18 protein-coding genes and 1 pseudogene are annotated in these 19,927 nt (G+C 63.8%); 7 read left to right on the top strand and 12 right to left on the bottom strand.

Annotated features, from left to right (window positions below; all coding sequences use genetic code 11):
- Positions 1-9: 9 nt before the first annotated feature.
- On the bottom strand, positions 10-789 hold the full coding sequence (locus tag ACFSCW_RS15395) for an IclR family transcriptional regulator (protein ID WP_380891027.1): 780 nt from the start codon (positions 787-789) through the stop codon (positions 10-12).
- Positions 790-832: 43 nt separating this feature from the next.
- Here ACFSCW_RS15395 and rhmD point away from each other — a divergent pair, with 43 nt between their 5' ends.
- From rhmD to ACFSCW_RS15375, 4 genes are read left to right on the top strand one after another with little or no spacing between them, the layout of a single operon-like run.
- Positions 833-2,020 carry an L-rhamnonate dehydratase gene (rhmD, locus tag ACFSCW_RS15390; protein ID WP_380891026.1) on the top strand — a complete coding sequence of 396 codons (1,188 nt, stop codon included), beginning with the start codon at positions 833-835 and terminating at the stop codon, positions 2,018-2,020.
- Between the two features lie 10 nt (positions 2,021-2,030).
- Positions 2,031-2,888 (top strand): fumarylacetoacetate hydrolase family protein, encoded by an 858-nt coding sequence (locus tag ACFSCW_RS15385; protein WP_380891025.1) that lies wholly within the window; start codon positions 2,031-2,033, stop codon positions 2,886-2,888.
- Positions 2,885-3,616 (top strand): SDR family NAD(P)-dependent oxidoreductase, encoded by a 732-nt coding sequence (locus ACFSCW_RS15380; RefSeq protein WP_380891023.1) that lies wholly within the window; start codon positions 2,885-2,887, stop codon positions 3,614-3,616. The genes ACFSCW_RS15385 and ACFSCW_RS15380 overlap by 4 nt, the downstream gene beginning before the upstream one ends.
- A 7-nt stretch (positions 3,617-3,623) precedes the next feature.
- Positions 3,624-4,550, top strand: coding sequence for an amidohydrolase family protein (locus ACFSCW_RS15375; protein WP_380891021.1), 927 nt, complete (start codon positions 3,624-3,626; stop codon positions 4,548-4,550).
- Here the strand turns inward: ACFSCW_RS15375 and ACFSCW_RS15370 are convergent.
- The 7 genes from ACFSCW_RS15370 to ACFSCW_RS15340 form a co-directional block, all read right to left on the bottom strand.
- Positions 4,540-5,685, bottom strand: a complete 1,146-nt coding sequence (locus ACFSCW_RS15370; RefSeq protein WP_380891020.1) for a sulfotransferase family protein — start codon at positions 5,683-5,685, stop codon at positions 4,540-4,542. The genes ACFSCW_RS15375 and ACFSCW_RS15370 overlap by 11 nt on opposite strands.
- Positions 5,682-6,437, bottom strand: coding sequence for a 3'(2'),5'-bisphosphate nucleotidase CysQ (locus ACFSCW_RS15365; RefSeq protein WP_380891018.1), 756 nt, complete (start codon positions 6,435-6,437; stop codon positions 5,682-5,684). The genes ACFSCW_RS15370 and ACFSCW_RS15365 overlap by 4 nt, the downstream gene beginning before the upstream one ends.
- An 8-nt stretch (positions 6,438-6,445) precedes the next feature.
- Positions 6,446-8,371: a sulfate adenylyltransferase subunit CysN gene (gene cysN / locus ACFSCW_RS15360; RefSeq protein WP_380891016.1), complete on the bottom strand. Its 1,926-nt coding sequence runs from the start codon at positions 8,369-8,371 to the stop codon at positions 6,446-6,448.
- Positions 8,371-9,276, bottom strand: a complete 906-nt coding sequence (cysD, locus tag ACFSCW_RS15355) for a sulfate adenylyltransferase subunit CysD (protein ID WP_380891013.1) — start codon at positions 9,274-9,276, stop codon at positions 8,371-8,373. The genes cysN and cysD overlap by 1 nt, the downstream gene beginning before the upstream one ends.
- A gap of 85 nt (positions 9,277-9,361) precedes the next feature.
- On the bottom strand, positions 9,362-10,609 hold the full coding sequence (locus tag ACFSCW_RS15350; protein WP_380891011.1) for an MBL fold metallo-hydrolase: 1,248 nt from the start codon (positions 10,607-10,609) through the stop codon (positions 9,362-9,364).
- Positions 10,606-11,619 carry a zinc-dependent alcohol dehydrogenase gene (locus ACFSCW_RS15345; protein ID WP_380891008.1) on the bottom strand — a complete coding sequence of 338 codons (1,014 nt, stop codon included), beginning with the start codon at positions 11,617-11,619 and terminating at the stop codon, positions 10,606-10,608. The genes ACFSCW_RS15350 and ACFSCW_RS15345 overlap by 4 nt, the downstream gene beginning before the upstream one ends.
- 12 nt (positions 11,620-11,631) lie before the next feature.
- Positions 11,632-12,426, bottom strand: a complete 795-nt coding sequence (locus ACFSCW_RS15340) for an SDR family NAD(P)-dependent oxidoreductase (RefSeq protein ID WP_380891005.1) — start codon at positions 12,424-12,426, stop codon at positions 11,632-11,634.
- A 194-nt stretch (positions 12,427-12,620) separates the two neighbouring features.
- On the opposite strand from ACFSCW_RS15340, the gene ACFSCW_RS15335 reads away from it, so the two are divergent.
- Entirely contained in the window at positions 12,621-13,463 is an 843-nt protein-coding gene (locus ACFSCW_RS15335) for a helix-turn-helix transcriptional regulator (RefSeq protein WP_380891003.1), read from the top strand.
- Between the two features lie 160 nt (positions 13,464-13,623).
- Entirely contained in the window at positions 13,624-15,300 is a 1,677-nt protein-coding gene (locus ACFSCW_RS15330) for an AMP-binding protein (protein WP_380891001.1), read from the top strand.
- Between the two features lie 599 nt (positions 15,301-15,899).
- Here the strand turns inward: ACFSCW_RS15330 and ACFSCW_RS15325 are convergent.
- The 4 genes from ACFSCW_RS15325 to ACFSCW_RS15310 are packed head-to-tail and all read right to left on the bottom strand — an operon-like array spanning position 15,900 to position 19,391.
- Positions 15,900-16,688 (bottom strand): carboxymuconolactone decarboxylase family protein, encoded by a 789-nt coding sequence (locus ACFSCW_RS15325; RefSeq protein ID WP_380890998.1) that lies wholly within the window; start codon positions 16,686-16,688, stop codon positions 15,900-15,902.
- Positions 16,685-17,893, bottom strand: a complete 1,209-nt coding sequence (locus ACFSCW_RS15320) for an arabinose transporter (protein ID WP_380890996.1) — start codon at positions 17,891-17,893, stop codon at positions 16,685-16,687. Before ACFSCW_RS15320 ends, ACFSCW_RS15325 begins: the two co-directional genes overlap by 4 nt.
- Positions 17,890-18,387, bottom strand: coding sequence for a (R)-mandelonitrile lyase (locus ACFSCW_RS15315; protein ID WP_380890994.1), 498 nt, complete (start codon positions 18,385-18,387; stop codon positions 17,890-17,892). Before ACFSCW_RS15315 ends, ACFSCW_RS15320 begins: the two co-directional genes overlap by 4 nt.
- Before the next feature lie 17 nt (positions 18,388-18,404).
- Positions 18,405-19,391 carry an NAD(P)-dependent alcohol dehydrogenase gene (locus ACFSCW_RS15310; protein ID WP_380890992.1) on the bottom strand — a complete coding sequence of 329 codons (987 nt, stop codon included), beginning with the start codon at positions 19,389-19,391 and terminating at the stop codon, positions 18,405-18,407.
- Between the two features lie 331 nt (positions 19,392-19,722).
- On the opposite strand from ACFSCW_RS15310, the pseudogene ACFSCW_RS16775 reads away from it, so the two are divergent.
- Positions 19,723-19,905: pseudogene (locus ACFSCW_RS16775) on the top strand (helix-turn-helix domain-containing protein); the annotation flags it as partial.
- Positions 19,906-19,927 lie beyond the last annotated feature (22 nt).

Genomic DNA, 19,927 nt, shown 5'->3' with positions numbered 1-19,927 from the left:
GATCCTCCTTCAGGCTGGCGACCAGCCAAGCTCCCTGCCGATGGCGTCGGCAGCGCCCCGCACGGTCGCCGAAAGCGCCTCCATCCGGGCGTCGTCCATATATTGCGCGGCACTCGAAACGCTGATCGCCGCCACGACCCTTCCGCTCGCGTCCCGCACCGGCGCCGCCACGCAGCGGATGCGGTCTTCATTCTCTTCGAGGTCGAAGGCACGCCCGGCTTCGGCATAGCGGGTCATGCGCGCCAAAAAGGCTGCCGCGTCCGCCTGAGGCTGCTCCGCCTGCAAACGTTCCGCCCAGTATCGTGAGCCTGCGTCCAGCATCAGCGCCTTGCCCAGGCCGGTCGAACTCAGCGGCTGGCGCTCCCCGACCCGGCTCGAGATATTGATGCGACGCTGGCCCGCCACCTTGTCTACGTAGAGGGCTTGGTTACCGTCGATCACTCCCAGATGCACCGTGTCCTCTGTCGCTTCAGCCAGCGCTTCGAGATGCGGCCGCGCCGCCTGCACCAGATCGAGCTGCTCCAGTGCCGCGTGGCCGAGCTGAAGAAGCTTCGGACCGAGACCGTATCCGGCACGAGGCGTAGCGGTGAGATAGCCGCGTTCGACCAAGGCGCTTGCCAGACGGTGCGCCGTGCTTTTCGTAAGGTCGAGACGGCTTGCGATTTCGGAAAGCGTGGCGGCGCCTGCGGCAACTGCTTCGAGCACGTCCAGCCCGCGAACGAGTGTCTGGCTGCCGGTGCTTTTCTGCGCCTCGTCCGAAGACTCCGTTGACGCTATCCGTTTCAACATGTAGAGATGTGTCCCACATATCGGGACATTCTGCAAGGCCCTCATGACGCTGCCGAAGATCAAGCATGTACGCGCTTTCGTGGTCCGCGGCGGCGGCGCGGACTATCACGACCAAGGGGCCGGCCACTGGATCGACGACCACATCGCCACGCCGATGTCGCGCTATCCGGCCTACCGGCAAAGCCGGCAAAGCTTCGGCATCAATGTGCTCGGCACGCTGGTGGTTGAGCTCGAAGCCGACGACGGCACCATCGGCTTCGCCGTCACGACCGGCGGCGAACCGGCGGCCTATATTGTCGAGAAGCATCTCAGCCGCTTCCTGGTGGGCCGCAGCCCGGCGGAATATGAGCTGATCTGGGACCAGATGTATTTTGCGACTCAATATTATGGTCGCAAAGGGCTGGTCGTGAACGCCATCTCCGGCGTCGACCTCGCCATCTGGGACCTGCTCGGCAAGCTGCGCCAAGAGCCCGTCTATCACATGCTCGGGGGCGCGGTCCGCGAGGAACTTCAGTTCTACGCGACGGGAGCACGGCCCGATGTTGCCAAGGAACTCGGTTTCATCGGCGGCAAGCTGCCGCTCCACCACGGGCCGGCGGAAGGCCTTGAAGGCCTCGAGAAGAACATCGCCTTGCTGGCCGACATGCGCAGCAAATGCGGCGACGATTTCTGGCTGATGTACGATTGCTGGATGGCGCTCGACATCGATTACGCCACCCGCCTCGCCCATCGCGCTTGGCACGAATGCGGCCTCAAATGGATCGAGGAAGCGCTCTCGCCCGACGATTATTGGGGCTATGCGCAGCTCAAGAGAAACGCACCGAAGGGTCTGCTGGTCACGACCGGAGAGCACGAAGCCACGCGCTGGGGCTTCCGCATGCTGATGGACATGGAATGCTGCGACATCATCCAGCCGGACGTCGGCTGGTGCGGCGGGGTGACGGAGTTGATCAAGATCGCGAATTATGCCGACAGCCGCGGCGTGCTGATGATCCCTCACGGATCGTCGGTCTACAGCTATCATTTCGTGATCACGCGCCACAACTCGCCCTTCGCCGAATTCCTGATGATGCATCCGGGTCCGACCGAAGTGGTGCCGATGTTCGCGCCGCAGCTCCTTGGCGAGCCGGTGCCCGTGAATGGCAAGATCCGCGCGAGCGAGCTCGACAAGCCCGGTTTCGGCGTCGAGCTCAACCGCGACATTCCCCTCCACCGCCCCTATCCGAATTGAGGACCTGACAATGAAACTTTGCCGCTATGGCGCGCCCGGCGCCGAAAAGCCCGGCATGGTCGACGCGGACGGGCGCATTCGCGACCTGTCGGGTCATGTCGCCGACATCGGTCCCGAGCAGCTTGGCAAGGACGGCTTCGCGACACTCGGCCGTATCGATCCGGCGTCGCTTCCGCTCGTCGATGGCGATGTGCGCTATGGCCCGTGCGTGACCGGGACCCGCCACTTCGTCGCGATCGGCCTCAACTACGCCGATCATGCCGCGGAATCGAACCTGCCAATCCCGAGCGAGCCCGTCGTGTTCAATAAATGGGTGAGCTGCATCCAGGGACCGAACGACCCCGTGATCATCCCGCGCGACTCTAAAAAGACGGACTGGGAAGTGGAACTGGGCGTCATCATCGGCACCCGGGCGAGCCATGTCGACGAAGCCGATGCCCTGGATCACGTCGCTGGCTATTGCGTAGTCAACGACGTTTCGGAGCGCCACTGGCAGACGGAGCGGGGTCCGACCTGGGACAAAGGCAAAGGCTTCCCGACATTCGGCCCCGTCGGCCCCTGGCTCGTGACCCCGGACGAGGTGGGCGACCCGCAGCAACTCGGCATGTGGCTCGACGTGAACGGGGAGCGCAAGCAGGACGGCTCGACCTCGACGATGATTTTCTCGGTTGCGCAGGTGATCGCTTATTGCTCGCAATTCATGACGCTGGAGCCGGGCGACATCATCACTACCGGCACGCCACCAGGCGTCGGCCTCGGCCAGAAGCCGGAGCCCTGGTATCTAAAGGCCGGGGACGTGGTGACGCTCGGCATCGAAAAGCTGGGCAAGCAGCGCCAGGAATTCATCGCTTGGGAGGCCGGCCGATGAGCGGGCGCTTCGATGGGCAGGTCGCCGTCGTCACCGGGGGCGCGTCCGGTATCGGCCTGGCGACCGCCCAGCGGCTCGCCGCAGAAGGCGCCAAGGTCAGCGTGTGGGACATTTCCGATAGCGCGCTGGACGGCTGCGGCTTCGCGGCGCACATCGCCCGGGTCGATCAGTCGAACGAGGCGCAGGTGATCGCGGCCGCCGCGGATGTTGTGGCCAAGCTCGGCCGCCTCGACATCCTCATCGTCTCGGCCGGCATCACCGGCCCGAACACCACGCTCGAGACCTATCCGTCCGACGCGTGGGCGCAGGTCATGGCGATCAACGTCAACGGCACCTTCTACTGCAACAAGGCAGTCATCCCGCTCATGAAGGCGAATGGCTATGGGCGTATCGTCAACATCGCGTCCGTCGCGGGTAAGGAAGGCAACCCGAATGCGTCGGCCTATTCGACGTCCAAGGCGGCAGTGATCGGCCTGACCAAGTCGCTGGGCAAGGAACTCGCCAAGGACAACATCACGGTGAACGCCGTCACGCCAGCGGCGGTCAAGACCGCGATCTTCGATCAGATGACACAAGCGCATATCGACTTCATGCTGTCGAAGATCCCGATGGGCCGGTTCGGCACGGTCGACGAGAACGCCGCGATGATATGCTTCCTCGCGAGCAAGGAAGCGAGTTTCTCGACTGGCGCCGTGTTCGACACCTCCGGCGGCCGTGCGACATATTGAGCCGGAGATGACCGACTTTCGCCAGATCCCGTTCGTCGACGCCCACATCCACCTCTGGGACCTGGAGCACCTCCGCTATCCATGGTTGATGCCCCCCTTTTCGGATGAAGGGCCGAACGGCAGTGTCGAGGCGATCGCACAGAACTATCTGCTCGACGACTATCTCGCCGATGCGAAAAACTGGAACGTCGTTGGCGCCGTCCACATCGACGCCGGCGCCCACCCGGGCGACGCGCTCCGCGAAACGGCCTGGCTGCAGGGAATGGCGGACAGGCGCGGCCTGCCAAATGGCATTGTCGCGTTCGCCGCCCTGGACGACCCGAACGTCGAGCCATTGCTTGAAGCGCACGCCGCGCATCGCAACGTCCGCAGCATTCGCCATATCGTCAATTGGCACCCCAATCCGCGACGCACCTACACGCCGCGCGATGTGACCGGCGATCCGGCATGGCAGCGCGGCTTCGGTCTGCTCGCGAAATACGGGCTGTCGTTCGACCTCCAGGCTTATGCGAACCAGTTCGCCGGCCTCGCCGAACTCATCGGTCGCCATCCGGACACGCAAGTGGTCATCAACCACGCCGGGATGCCGGTCGACACCGATTCCGACGGCCGCGCTCACTGGTCGAAGGGAATGAGACGACTGGCGGAACTGCCGAACGTCGCGGTCAAGATTTCGGGCCTCGGGTTCGTCCACCGTCCGCCGACGCTCGACCTGATACGCCCCTATGTGCGCGAGGTCGTCGACACCTTCGGCCCGGCCCGTTGCATGGTCGCGAGCGATTTCCCGACTGACAAGCTCTTCGGCAGCTTCGACGATACGCTGGGTGCGGTCGCGGCTTCGATCTCCGATTTGTCGGACGATGAGCAAGGGGACCTTTGGAGCCGAAATGCCGACCGGATTTACCGGCTGGGTCTCCCGAACCTCACCGTTTGATCGGAATATCGAACCGATCGATATAGTCGCGGAAATGGTCGTAGACTCCTTCGCGGGTCAGACCATAGTCCTCAAGGTGATACTCGTGCTTGCCGTGTTTTCCCTGCGGATTGGCGGAAAGCATCGCTTCCATCGCCCCAACTGCCTCGTCGGTCAGCGGCTCGCCGAAAGCGGCATAGGCCTTGCGGATTTCGCCGATCGGATCGGCGACAAGCGCGCGGTATTGGATGTGGTGGATGGACTCAGCGCCATGCTTGTCACTGAAGGCAATCACGCGGCCGATCATCTGATCGAAGGTGCGCAATAGCACCCTGCCGCAGGCGTGGGGGTCGACGTTGTCCGAGTACATCTTGCGGACCGCGAAGATCAGGCTGCAGGCCGAGGCGATCGTCTCCGCCGGGTCGCGGTGAGTCATCGCCAGCCGCGCGTCCGGGTACGTCTCCTTCAGCGCATTGAGGTAAAGCGGGTGCCACGGATTCTTGAAAGTCCAGTTGCCACCATTGTTGCCCTGAAGCAGTTGCATCAGCCGCCTGTGATAACGAAACGCCGGCCGATAGTCGGCATTCAGGAACCAGTCGCTGTAGCTCGGAATGTCGAACTGCGAGTCATAGAGTTGCGCGCAAAAGGCCGGCGACATCGCGAACTGGCATTCGGTGGAGCTGTCGGCGTCTTCCCAATGCATGGCGGCGATGTGCGGCATATATTGCTTGGCAGCGTCGAGCCGAGCTTGCTCCGCGAGGCAGCGGGGATCGGTATGCAGTGCACCCGGCGCCGCGGGCGGAACGGGGTTGAAGGCCTCCCAGCGCATGAACACGCGCCGGGCCGGATCGGCCGCGAGCAAATTGATCGCAAGCGTGGTGCCGGTGCGGGGGAGGCCGAAGATGAAGGTCGGTTTTTCGATCGGCGCGGCGAGCAGCTCCGGGTGCGTCTTGAGCCAGTCCTCGACGCGCAGCCGCTGCGACAGGGTCTCGATCATGGTCGCTGCGATCCGTCCCTCGCCAGCTTCGCTCAGCTTGGCTTCGGCATTGAGCGCATCCACCAAGACGTCGAGCCCCTCGCGGAACGCGGGGTCGCCGAAATCGGTCAGACCGGTTCGGTCCCGCGCGGCGGCGAGCAAGGCATCCACTTCGATCATGACGAGGCCTCGTAAGTTTGAGAGGTAAGCACGCGCATGCTTTCGAGCACGCGATTCGCCCATTCCGGACGGCAGATCAGCAGATCCGGAACGTAGAGATCCGGCCGGTTATAGACGAGCGGCGAGCCATCGGCGCGGCTGACGTGGAGCCCGTGCGCAGCAGCGACCGCGACAGGAGCGCAACTGTCCCACTCAAATTGGCCGCCAGTATGGAGGTAGATGTCCGCCTCCCCGCGCACGACTGCCATTGCCTTGGCGCCTGCGCTTCCCATGCCGACAAGCTCGGCGCCCAGTGCGTCCGCCACCGCGACGGCCTCGGCGGCCGGTCGAGTACGGCTGACAAGCATCCGCGGCCGGGTGTTGCCCGGTGGCACGCGCTGCGGCCGGTCGGTTCGAAGCACGAGGTCCAGCCCCGGCAGTGCAACCGCTCCGACGCTCGCCACGCCATTGAGCGCCAAGCCGACATGCACCGCCCAGTCGGTGCGATGCTCGCCATATTCGCGCGTGCCGTCGACCGGATCGATAATCCACACTCGTGATCGCGCGAGCCGATCTGCACTGTCCTTTTCCTCCTCCGACAGCAGACCGTCGTCAGGGCGCTGCTCGCGGAGCGCATGGATGAGGAACTGGTTCGCGGTCGCGTCCCCCGCCCGTCCCAGCGTCTTGCCGCCGATCAGACCGCTCGCGCGGACCTGGAGCAGCAACTGGCCCGCCGCTTCGGCCAGTGCCGCGGCAAGTTCGGCATCGGTCATGGACTTGCTCATTTGAGAGGCAGGATCGCTCGAATGATGTGCTCGGCCGCTTGTGCGGGCGTCATCGCCACCGTGTCGACGCGGATCTCTGGATTTTCGGGCGGCTCATAGGGGCTGTCGATGCCGGTGAAGTTCTTGAGGTCGCCCGCCCTGGCTTTCTTGTACAATCCCTTCACGTCGCGGCGCTCCGCGACATCGAGCGGGGTCTCAACATAGATTTCGATGAATTCGCCGTCCGGCAGCATCTTCCTCACCATTTCGCGCTCCGCGCGGAACGGCGAGATGAACGCCGTCAGCACGATCAGCCCGGCATCCGCCATCAGCTTTGCGACCTCGCCGACGCGGCGGATATTCTCGATGCGATCCGCCTCGGTGAAGCCGAGGTCGCGGTTGAGGCCATGGCGGATATTGTCGCCATCCAGCAGGAAGGTATGCCGGTTCATCAGATTGAGGCGCTTCTCGACCTCATTCGCGATGGTCGATTTGCCGGCGCCGGACAAGCCGGTGAACCACAACACTCTCGGCGTCTGGTTCTTGAGCCGCGCATGCTCCCGGCGATCGATGTCGAGCGGCTGCCAGTGAACATTCTGCGCGCGACGCAGGCTGAAATGCAGCATGCCCGCCGCGACAGTCGCGTTGGTCAGCTTGTCGATTAGGATGAAGCCGCCCAACGCACGGTTCTCGGCATAGGGCTCGAAGACGATCGGCTTGTCGGTCGCGAGTTCGGCGACGCCGATGGAGTTAAGCTGCAGCGTCTTGGCCGCCAGATGTTCCATCGTGTTGACGTTGATCTCGTATTTCGGTTGCTGGACCGTCGTCGAGACCATCTGCGTGCCGAGCTTAAGCCAATAGGCGCGGCCGACATGCATCGCCTCGTCGGCCATCCACACCAAGGTCGCCTCGAACTGATCGGCCGCCTGGGGCGGCGCGTCGGCGGCGGCGATAACATTGCCGCGACTGCAATCGATTTCGTCGGCAAAGCAGACGGTCACCGACTGCCCGGCGACACCCTCGTCGAGATCCCCGTCGAACGTGACCACACGGCTCACGGTGCTGGTCTTGCCGGAGGGCAGCACTCGGACCTCGTCGCCGGGCTTGACCGCTCCGGTCGCGATCAACCCGGAAAAGCCGCGGAAGTCGAGGTTGGGACGATTGACCCACTGGACCGGCAGCCGGAACGGCTTCGCCTGGTCCTCGCTCGACAGGACTTCGACCGTCTCGAGATGCGCGACCAGGCTCGGCCCCGTGTACCAGGGTGTGTTCGCGCTCGGCGCAGTCGTGATGTTGTCACCCTTGAAGCCCGAGATCGGGATCGCGGTGAAGCGCTCAATGCCGATCGACTTCGCGAATGCCGCATAATTGGCGACGATGGCGTCGTATTTGGTCTGATCGTAATCGATCAGGTCCATCTTGTTGACCGCGAGGACCAGGTTCTTGATCCCGATCAGGTGGCACAAATAGCTGTGCCGGCGGGTCTGGACGAGCACGCCTTTCCTCGCGTCGATCAGGATGACCGCGAGGTCGGCGGTCGACGCGCCGGTGACCATGTTGCGCGTGTACTGCTCATGTCCGGGGCAGTCTGCGACGATGAACTTCCGCTTCTCGGTGTTGAAGAAGCGATAGGCGACATCGATCGTGATGCCTTGCTCGCGCTCGGCGGCCAGACCGTCGACGAGGAGGGCGAAATCGATCTCCTGGCCCTGGGTCCCGACGCGCTTGCTGTCGGCTTCCAGCGCGGCGAGCTGATCCTCGAAGATCATCTTGCTGTCGTAAAGCAGGCGCCCGATCAACGTCGATTTACCGTCGTCGACACTGCCGCAGGTGATGAAGCGCAGCATCGTCTTGTGCTGATGCTGGTCGAGATAGGCCTCGATGTCCTCGGCGATCAGCGTTTCGGTCTTGTAGACGGGGTCTTGGGCGAGGCTGTCGCTCATCAGAAATACCCCTGCTGCTTCTTGACTTCCATGCCCGCTGCGCCGGCATCCTTGTCGATGGCCCGGCCCTGACGCTCGCTGGTCGTGGTCAGCAGCGTTTCCTGGATCACTTCGGAAAGGGTCGCCGCCTCGCTTTCGACCGCGCCCGTGAGCGGATAGCAGCCGAGCGTGCGGAAACGGATCGAACGCTCCACGGGCACTTCGCCGGGGCGGAGTGGAAAGCGGTCGTCATCGACCATCAGCAGCATGCCGTCGCGCTCGACCGTCGGGCGCCGCGCCGCGAAATAAAGCGGCACGATAGGCACGTCGTTCAGCTGAATATATTGCCAGACGTCGAGTTCTGTCCAGTTGGAGATCGGGAAGACGCGGATGCTCTCGCCCTTCTGCTTGCGCGCATTGTAGAGGTTCCATAGCTCGGGTCGCTGGTTCTTCGGGTCCCAGCCGTGACTGGCGGTGCGGAAGCTGAAGATCCGTTCCTTCGCCCGGCTTTTCTCCTCGTCGCGCCGCGCGCCACCGAAAGCGGCGTCGAAGCCATATTTGTCGAGCGCCTGCTTGAGGCCCTCGGTTTTCCACATGTCGGTGTGCAAGGGACCGTGGTCGAACGGGTTGATGCCGCGCTCCTGCGCCTCGGGGTTATGATAGACCAGCAACTCCATGCCGGAATCCCGAGCCATCCGGTCGCGCAGCTCGTACATCGCCCGGAACTTCCAAGTGGTGTCGACGTGGAGAAGCGGGAACGGCGGCGGCGACGGGTAAAAGGCCTTGCGCGCCAGGTGCAACATCACCGCACTGTCCTTGCCGACCGAATAGAGCATGACCGGCCGTTCAGCCTCGGCTACCACCTCGCGCATGATATGTATGGCTTCGGCCTCGAGGCGCTGAAGGTGGGTCAAGGGGTGGGTCATCAATCAATCCGCTTCTTTTGCTGCGTGGCCGCTTCACACGATCGGTGCGACCGGACAAAGCAGAGGAATTGTTAGCCGGTGAACGCTAGCTTTGCTCCTCGCCGAGGGTGGCTTGCATCGCCGCTATCTCCGACCGGAGCCACATCGTCTCCGACAAATTCGTTCCGCCGCTTGCGCGAAGCAGATGCTCGTGCGCGGTCTTGCGCAGCGCCAGGGCTTCCCGGTTATCCGGTTCGCCGGCAAGCGCGATGTCGAGCAGGTGGATGGCTTGGAGCGAACGGGCAGCGCCAAGATGTCGCCGCGCGAGCTCGCAAAGCGCTTGAATGCCGGCAAGTTCTGCAAGTTCGGCATCGATGTCAGACCGGGGGACGCCATAGAGTGCCGTCGTGCCATCCTCGTAATGCACCCATCCGGCATATTGATCCCAGATCGATCTGACCGCCCAGCTGACCTTTCCGTGAAACTCGCCGATGGCGAGGTGATCGGGCAGGCGAACCGAGCGCATAAGCTCGTGAACGGTCTTGCCGGCATTCATCCCGTCCAGCGTGTAGTCGCGGACCCAGGAGACCGCGCCGTACATCCGGTCAATGTCAGCTCGAATGCGCTCGCGGCCGCGGATCGGCTCGCCATGACCGGTGACAACCATGTCCGCGTCGAGCGCCCGCAGCTTTTCGAGCGAGGCGAGATAGTTCCAAACCGCCCGCGGCTTGTCGCCGCGCACGGTGCAAAGGAAAGGCATCGAAAGCCATACCGGACCGGTCAGGTTGCCGGTGAAGGCGATGCGTTCGTTGGGAAGCCAGACGATCAGGCCATCTACCGTTTCGCCTTCGGGCGCATGAATCAGCTCGAAGCGGCGCCCGCCCTGCTCGAAGGCAAGCGTGCGATCGACCAGCACATCGGGCTTAACGTCAGGCGCAGGGCGCGGCGCACCACCGCGCTTGAGCGTATTGCCCCACAGCTTGGCGGAGCGCGGACCGAAGAAGGGCTGCAACCGCTTCATGTCGGCCCAGGCCTGGTCGAAACCCGGACCGCCAATCACGATCGTCTCCGCCTCCCGAAACGCGTCGACGCCGCCGAAATGGTCGGCATGGCTTTGCGTCAGGACGATCCGGCGCAAGGGGCCGGAGCGATGCGGCGCGAGCAGCGCGCGGTTGCGCTCGCTATTGTCCATGAAGCCGGTATTGATCAGCACATCGCCGTCGGCAGTGTTGATCAGATAGAGATTGGAGATGTCGTTGACCTGCCAGACGAACGGCGTGATCGCGATCGCCTCGCTCTGCGCGTCTCCGGCCCGAACCAGGCTTGCCAGCGCGGGCGATCCCGCCTTCGTCATTGCCCGGCCTCGGTAAACTCGACCATTACTTTCGCCGAGTCCGGCTGCGCTGCGATGCCGAGACCTTCGATCACCCTGGCGAACGGGATGCGGTGACTGATCAGGCTGCTGATCTTGTCCTCCAGCCGCGGCATTGCAGCAATGACTTCGGGAAACTCCGTCGGATAACCGACCGCAGTCGTAATGGTCATCTCGGTGGTCAGCATCGGCCCCGCCGGCAGCTCTATCGGGCTCATATAGGCGGCGGTGATGACGTGGCGGGCATGGGTCTTGGCGAGCGTAACCACTTGCCCGAGGATCATCGGCGCGCCCGCGGCGTCGATATAGGCGTCGGTCTGCGCCTTCTCGCGGCCGAAGACGGCGACGGTCCCATGCAGTTCCTTGATCCGCGCGATGACGTCCTCACTCGCGGGGTTGATCGTGCGAGCGCCGAGTGCACGAGCGCGGTCGAGTCGCTCTTCCGCCAGATCGAGCGCGATAACGTCGCAGCCGCGGTCGACCGCCCACAGCACCATGCCGAGCCCAATGGGGCCGCAGCCGAATATCGCGAGCTTGTCGCCCTCCTTCGCCTGGGCGCGATTCACCCCGTGCATCGCGACCGAGAGCGGCTCGCACATCGCCGCGACATCATAGGCAATGCCCTCGGGGATCGGCAGGATCGAGGCACCGAGACGAGCATCCCGAACCAGCAGCTCCTCGGTAAACGCCCCCTCGGGTCCGCCGCTGCCGATGTAGCTGGGCGTGTTCATCGGATTGACGATGACGGGCTGGCCGACGCTCAGCCCCTCGACTTCGCTGCCGACGTGGAGCAGCTCACCCGCACCTTCATGGCCGAGGGCCGTCAATGTGCCCGGCGTGGGGATTCCGCCATGCTTGATGTACGAAAGGTCGCTGCCGCAAATGCCGCAGGCTTTCATCTTCACGACGACATCGCGCGGTCCCGGCTCCGGCCGGGAATAGGTGTCGAGGCGGACATCGTCCTTGTCGTGGATCCTAAGCAGGTAAGCCATGCCGTCGCCCTCCTATCCGCGGATCATGTAGCCGCCATCGATCGTGATGACCTGGCCGGTGAGGAAGCTCGATGCGTCCGAGCAGAGGTAGCCGCCGATCCCCTCAAAGTCCTCCGGATAGCCGACGCGCTTCATCGGCGTGACCGGTTCGTACTGCCCTTTCAGATATTGGACCGCTGGCCCGTCCACTGGGCCCATCATCGGCGTGATGATGAGACCGGGTGCGACGACATTGGCGCGCACTCCATATTGTCCCATTTCCGCGGCAAGCGAGCGGATCACGGCTGCAGCGCCGCTTTTTGCCGCGGCATATTCCGCCTTGCCGGGCAGGCCCTGGAACAGCGAAAGGCTGCCGCAGGCAACCAGGCTGCCGCCGGGTTCGCCCGCTTCGGCGCGCGCCTTCATGTGGCGGGCCCCCTCGCGCAGGGTAAAGAATGCGCCGTGGAGCGCGGTGTTCTGAAACTCGAACCAATGCTCGGTCGGCATGTCGAAGATCGACTTGTAGCGCGGGCTCGCGCCGGAATTGGCGAAGACGCAATCGATCCGGCCGAAGTCGGCCATGAGCTGCTCGTAGCCGGCTAGGATCGCGACCTCTCCCGAGACATCGACGACATAGGTTTCCACCCGCGCAGCGCCGGCCGCGATCAGGGCCTGTTTTGCGGCCGCATTTTTCTCCGGATTGCGCGCCCATATCGCAAGGCTGCCGCCCATGCGTGCGATGCCGGTGGCGAAGCCCAGACCAATCCCGCCATTGCCGCCGGTCACCAGCGTAACCTTGCCGGTACAGTCGAACAAAGGCTTGCTCATGTCCCTCTCCCGTCGATGCCAACTTTGTCGGCATTATCGCGATCGAAAATCTTTCAGAGTTGCCGTCGGGCCGCAATAAGGCGACATGTAGATATCGAGCCATTTTCGATTGAACGGGCCAAATGCGACAAGCCGAGCCAGATGCTGGCGGATGGGAAGATGGGAGCCTCGCGTTTCCGCAGACCGAGCTCGTGGTGTCGACAGCAACCGCGCGCTTCCGGCGCTTCAGGATCGAGCGCCCGTCGTCACGAACCTTTCGCACCGGCGATTGCTATTGGCTCGACATGTGTCTGACGCCGCGCCCCGACAATGCGCGCGGATGCTACGCCCAGCATTGGGGCCCCCATCGCTATGAGCGCATCGGCGAAATCTTTCTCGTCCCACCCGAGCATGCGCTTCACATCCTGAGCGACGGGCCCGCGAACCAGATGTCGATCGTCTGCGAGATCAAGGCCAGCGCCGTGGGGCGATGGCTCTCGGAGGGAAGCGGGTGGACATCCGCGCGCCTCGCCGGAGCACTCGACATCGCTCAGCCGCATATGCGCGCCTGCCTGTTTCGGCTTGCCGAGGAAGCGCGGACTCCTGGTCTTGGCAGCCGCGCACTGGCCTCCGCGCTCGTCGATCAGCTGGCAATCGAGGTCGCTCGATATTGCGAAGCGACAGCCGATGATCCTGCACGCGGCGGGCTCGCGGCCTGGCGACTCCGTCTCGTCAAGGAGCGTGTCGCCGGCGACGACGCGCCGCCGACACTGGCAGAGCTGGCCGGCATTTGCGGGATGTCCGCCCGGCAACTGACCCGCGGTTTCCGGTCGAGCACGGGCATGACCATTGGCGAATATGTCAGCCAGGCCATGATCGATCGGGCCAAGCGCCTGCTCGACACCCCGCGCAGCATTGCCGAGATCGCATTCCTGCTCGGCTTCGGGTCGTCTTCAAGCTTCGGATTCGCCTTCCGCAAGGCGACCGGATCGACGCCGCGCCAGTTCCGGACGCGCCAGCTGAGAACAAGGCAGCGATCCGCTGCTCTCAAGGACTGACAACGGTCATCGCCTCGGCGTTTTCGACGTCAGCTGACGGTCGCTACGCGGATCAAGCCTTACGATGCGGTATGCGAAATGAAGCGCTCCTTCGTCGCACCGGCCCGTGCCGCGAGGAAGCCTGGCAACATTCGAGATTTCGAACAGGAGCAGGATCGCCATGTCGTCGCCGCCAACTCATGATGGGGTACTGAGCTCCCCCCGGCGATCATACCGTCGGGCCGTCGAGGAGTTCGACCTTGCCGCCGCCTCCGCGTTCCTCGCGATGGATGAGGAAGGTCGGATGAACGCGGCAGAGGTTTGCTGCGACCGTCACGCCAGCGTTCCTGGCAGGATCGCACTCACCCATCGCAGCACCTCCGGTCAGAGAAGGGACTGGTCATATTCGGAGTTGAAGCGACGATCCTCGCAGTTCGCGCACGTGCTGCGGGGGCTGGGCGTCGGCCCCGGCGACCGGGTTGCGGGACTGCTGCCGCGCACTCCGGAACTGCTCATCGTCATTCTCGCTACTTGGCGCCTCGGCGCAGTGTATCAGCCATTGTTCACCGCGTTCGGACCGAAGGCGATCGAGCATCGCATCGAGCTGGCGAAGACGCGCGTAATCGTCTGCGATCAAACGAACCGGGCCAAGCTTTCCGGGATCGAGAATGTCCCCGTGATCGGCATCGGGGCTACGAACGCGGCAGAAGATTTCTGGGCACTGACCGAGTGCCAGGCCGAGATGTTCGAACCGGTCGCTTGCGGGGCGGACGATCCTTTCCTGATGATGTTTACGTCAGGAACAACCGGGCTACCGAAACCGATGCTGGTCCCGATTCGCGCTATTGCCGCGTTCGTCGCCTATATGCGCGACGCGGTCGGGCTGGAGCCGACGGAGCGTTTCTGGAACCTCGCCGATCCGGGCTGGGCCTACGGTCTCTACTATGCAGTCACCGGACCGCTCGCGATGGGCGCTTCGACAATCTTTCACCAAGACGGCTTCACCGTCGATTCCACCTACGACACCATCATCGAGTACGGCGTGACCAACCTCGCCGGGTCGCCGACCGCCTATCGGATGCTCGTGGGCGGCGGTTCGGAGAAAGCGGCGCGCGTCAGGGGGCAGCTACGTGCTGTCAGCAGCGCGGGGGAGCCGCTCAATCCTGAGATCATCCGCTGGTTTGATCGCCATCTGCAGGCACCCATCCGCGACCATTACGGTCAGACGGAAGTGGGAATGGTGCTATGCAACCATCACGCCTTTGATCATCCGGTCCGAATCGGCAGCGCGGGCTACCCGTCGCCCGGATACCGGATAGCCGTTCTGTCGCCCGATGGTCGAGAACTGGGGATCGGCGAGGCCGGCGAACTAGCGCTCGACGTGACGGCATCCCCGATGATGTGGTTCGGCGGCTATCACGAGCGAGACACGCCCTCGCTGCAGGGCAGCTATTATCTCAGCGGCGACACGGTGGAGTGGAATGACGACGGCAGCATCTCCTTCGTCGGCCGCGCCGACGATGTCATCACCACCTCGGGCTATCGTGTCGGACCCTTCGATGTTGAAAGCGCACTGATCGAGCACGAAGCCGTCCTCGAGTCGGCCGTGATCGGCAAGCCCGACCCGCAAAGGACCGAGATCATCAAGGCCTTCGTGGTGTTGAACGCAGGCTTCGAGCCGGACAGCGAGCTAGCCGAAGCCCTGCGGCGCCACGTCAAGACCCGCCTCTCCGCCCATGCCTACCCGCGAGAAATCGAGTTCGTGGCAGACCTCCCTAAGACGCCCAGCGGTAAGCTGCAGAGATTTCTGCTCCGGGCGAATGAAGCTGCGGCCGCACCGACGTCAAACTCTTCCTGAACCAGCCCGCTCGAGGGCCGCGACGGTAGGGCCGATCTCTTGGCGCTATAAGTTTCAATTGTTGTGCTGACCGACATCGCCGACATCCGAGGTCGCAAAAAGCGGCTCAGAAAGGGACCGCCCCCTGCTGAGTCCTTGGTCCGGAAACTGTCACCAGTTGGCTTAGCGGCTAACGACTTCGACCCGCGGCCGTTTCACTGGCTCGGCGCGGAACGATAAAGGATAGAAGCTGTGATAGCCGGCCACCACCGACGCTGGTCTTCAGAGCCATGCCAAGCAGGATCAGCGCCGCCCGCACGGTTCGTCGTTGACAATGGATCAGCCGGTTGTGCGTACGCAACCTGCGGTCCGCGAGCGACGCGGCACTGACGCGCGCAGCGCGCTCGCCGTTACTGCCTGACATCTGCCAGATGTTGGCAATAAGCGGACTGGCTGCTTCCGGTCCGAAGCCGCGAAGGCGGACGTTACCCGTCGTCAGGGACCATCCGAGTTGCAAGCCCCAGTCTAGCATTTCGACCCCGTCGGTGAGGCATGAGCGGGTTCGAAGCCATGTCTCTGCTGTAGGAACGAAGCGCCATCCAGCACGGACCGCCGTCTGCCTACTTCCGCTCGTCGAACACAGCCTTGAAGGCCGGCGCCGCGGTGAACGCAGCAGGCCAGCCCGCGTAGAACGCCACCTGAGTCAGGATTTCCCCGGCTTCGACGCGGGTTAGGCCATTGTCCATGGCGCGCGTCAGATGGCCGGATATCTGCCCGGTATTCCCGTTCGCAACGAGAGCCGCCACGGTGATCAGACTGCGATCACGAGGCGCCAGGCCGGGCCTCAGCCACACTTCGTGAAAAAGGGTATCGCGCGTGTAATCGACCAGCCCCGGGCTCACCGGGCCCACGCTCTCCTGCACCCTGGCCTCTCGAGCGTCCTCGGCAATCTGATCGATCCGCAACAAGGTCGGCCGCTCCGGGGTAAGCTGGTCTTGTCCGATCCTCCGATCGTGAAAGACATCGTAGGCGATATCGATGGCGGATGCGGCATTGGGCCAGCCGGCATAGAAGGCCAGGTGCGTGATGATCTCGGAGAGCTCAGCCGGTGTCACGCCGTTGTCCAATGCCAGCCCGAAGTGGAGCCGCATGTCACGAGTCTGGTTCTTCGCGATCAGGGCCGCCACCGTAACGATGCTGCGATCCCGCCGCGAGAGCTGCGGGCGTTGCCATAGCTCGCCGAGGAGCAGACGCTGTGAGTACGCGCCATAAGCCGGGGAGACCGCTTCGATCTGTTCGCGCCGTTCCGATGGGATCTGCATAAAGAAGCCGCTTTCCGTGCGATTAGGCTGTGTGACAGCCGACGTGGCTGAGGCTGAGAGAGCGAGGAGCAAAAGCTGACCGATCATGCTGTCATTCCTCGTTGCATGCGGTTCCGGGCCATGAGTTGCATGGCAACAAATATAGCGCCGAGGACGATGATGCTGCTGGCCAGGAAAGTGGCTGAGAGGCTCCATCGCGCGGCGACCAGGCCGAGCAGCGGACCGCCGATGCCGAGCCCGAGATCAAGGCACGCGGTATAGGCTCCCATGACAAGCCCGCCGCTTTGAGGAGGCGCCCGGCGGACAGCCTCCACGCCGAAAGCCGGATAGACGAGCGAGTAGCCCAAGCCGGTTAGGGCTGCCCCTGCAAACACCAGACTCGGCGACGAGGCGGCCCAGATGAGGATGAGCCCCACCGCTTCAATCACCGCGCTCATGACCGCGACCCGTGTGCCTCCGAGCCGATCGGGAAGGTGACCGAACAGCACACGGGCCAGAATGAAGGCAATGCTCAGCGCCGAGACGGCGATCCAGGCGCCGCTCCAACCCCGTTGATTGAACATGAGAGCCGTGAAGATCGTGATCGCACCGAAACCGATGCTGCTGAGGGCTAGCCCCATGCCAGGCGCAACGACGGCGCCCGCAACGCTCTTCAACGACGGCGGAGTCGCCCGCGCAGGCCGAACGCCGCGCCTGGCACCGATTGCCATTAAGGCGACAAGCGGCGCAAGCACAGTCGCCCATGCGATCGCTCCAAACCCGTTGGTTGCATAAAGGGAGGATCCAGCAGGTGCGCCGGCGGCAAAGGCAGCGTACATCGGCATTCCGAGCCAGGCCATCACGGTCCCGGAATTGTCGGGCCCGCCGATGGCAAGGCCCCAACTCAGCGCGCCGGTGATGACAAAGCTTTCGGCCGCGCCGAGCACGCCGCGTCCTAACAGAAGAACGACCGTCGACCAGGTGACGGCACCGGCGATCCTCAGCGAGACGAGGTAGATGAGGCCCGAAAAAGCGGCGGTGACAAGGCCGATGACCATGGCCCGCTTGGCGCCCCGCGCGTCAGCGAAGCGGCCGGCCCAGAAGCGGGAAATCAGCGAGGCGGTGAACTGGCTTCCGGCGATTAGCCCAACAATGAAGGTGCCCATCCCGAGGCAGTCGTGAACATAGACCGGCAGCACCGGCATCGCCATTCCGATGATGAAGAAGCAGACGAAAACGGCTGCCGCGATGGGCATGAGACGAAGGATCAGTGCCGCGCCGCTTTCCGATCGCTCTCGCGCGGCGGCGCTCATGGCCTGGCTTCCCGGGCGCCGTATTGCTGGTCGGTGACGGGCTCCATCCAGTCGACGTTGCGACCGTTGATGGCCTCCTGCACGGCGATGTGAGTCATCGCGTGCGTCGCGGACGCGCCGTGCCAATGCTTCACACCCGGTGGACACCAGACCACGTCGCCGGGCCTGATCTCCTCGACAGCTCCGCCTTCCACCTGAGTCCAGCCGATGCCGTCGGTGACGATAAGCCTCTGACCACGTGGATGCGTGTGCCAGTGCGAGCGGGCGCCAGGCTCGAATGTGACTTTGCCGGCGGATACCGACGATTGCTCGTTGGCGTCGAACACCCGCTCTAGACGGACTCGCCCGGTGAAATATTCGGCCGGAGCAGGGCTGGACGGACGGGTGCCGAGACGTACGATTTCCATGGTCTCTCCTTGTCTCTGCTGGACTGCGCCAGCGGCGGGGCTCGCCAGCAGGAAGATCGCGAGCGAGAGCGAGCGCAAAGGGCTCATTTCACCTCCTCCCGCGATCAGGCTTGAGCCGGCGCCTGCCGGCCGCGTGTCAAGTCTAGCACGAAGCGGTACCGGACGTCCTTCGCCTTGACCCTGTCGAACGCACGGTCGATCTGGTCGGGACTGATAAGCTCGATGTCGGCGACAATGTTTCGCGACGCGCAATAGTCGATCATCGCCTGCGTCTCGGCCATGCCTCCCATCAACGAGGCAGACACGTTGCGCCGCCGCCCCCACAGCCCAGCTCCGGTCACATTGTCGATCGGCTCCCGAGCGCCGACGATGACCAGTGTCCCGTCGAGCCTCAGCAGGTTCGTGAACGGCGTCGTGGGGACAACTACCGGCAGCGTGGAGATGAGCAGGTCAAACTTGTCCGCATATGGCTCGAGCATACCCGTCTCTGTCCACAGCACGCCTTCACGCGCTCCAAGGCGTCGCGCGTCGTCCACTTTTCCCGGTGAACTGGTGAAGACGGTCACGTCGGCGCCGCGTGCTGCCGCGAGCTTCACCCCCAAATGTCCCAGGCCTCCGAGACCGATGATGCCGACCCGCTTTCCGGCCGAGGCATCCCAATGCTGGAGTGGCGAGAAGGTCGTGATGCCGGCGCAGAGCAGCGGCGCGGCGGCCGCGAGGTTCATGCGGGGCGGGATGCGCATCACGAAGTGCTCGGGGAGCATGATCCGCTCGGCGAAGCCACCATAATTATGTCCACCGGAGATCTTGTCAGGGGTGTTGAACGCGAGGGTCCAGCCAACCTGGCAATATTGCTCGAGATCAGCCCTGCAGTTTTCACAGCTTCTGCATGAGGCGATCATGGGTCCCGCCCCGACCGTGTCACCGACCCGAAACTTGGTAACCGCGTTCCCGACTGCCGCCACCCGACCGATCACCTCGTGGCCGGGGACGCAGGGAAAGAGCGTCGAGGGATAGGGCGGCCCCCACTCTTCGCGGGCGATGTGAATGTCGGAATGACAGATGGCCGAATAGAGGATGTCGATCAGCACGTCATCCGGCCCAACCGCTCGTCGGGGAATTTGGAGCGGCTGGAATGGAGCCTTGCTCTGCGGAATCCCGTACGCCCTAGTGCGAGCGGCACCGCTTGATCTGGTCTGCGCTGCGGCTCCCGTGGCAAGCAGCGGAGCCGCCGAAAAGCCAGAGACGCCCGCGAGAACGGAGCGCCGGCTGAGATCGGCTCCTGTCCCCGTGGGATGATTGCATCCACCGTTGCAATGGTCGCTCATCGGTCTCTCCTTTGAGGGAGACAGCCATTTATGCTTTGTCCGAGCATAAGATTAGACGCTATAACCGGCATTCGCTTGTTAGCCGGGCTAATCAATGCTCCAGACCAACATCAATGACCTGGTCACGTTCGCGACCGTCGCGCGCGAGCGAAGTTTCACGCGCGCGGCTGCCAAGCTCGGCGTGTAGGCATCAAGGATCAGCCAGACGATGCGAAGCCTCGAGGAGCGCCTCGGCGTTCGGTTGCTCGCGCGAACGACACGAAGCGTCTCGCCGACCGAAGCCGGGGAGCGACTTTTGG

The sequence above is a fragment of the Sphingomonas tabacisoli genome (genome assembly GCF_042678385.1).
GTDB lineage: Bacteria > Pseudomonadota > Alphaproteobacteria > Sphingomonadales > Sphingomonadaceae > Sphingomonas_B > Sphingomonas_B tabacisoli.
Note: the sequence above shows the minus strand (reverse complement) of the source record. Positions and strands in the feature narration are given on the sequence as shown.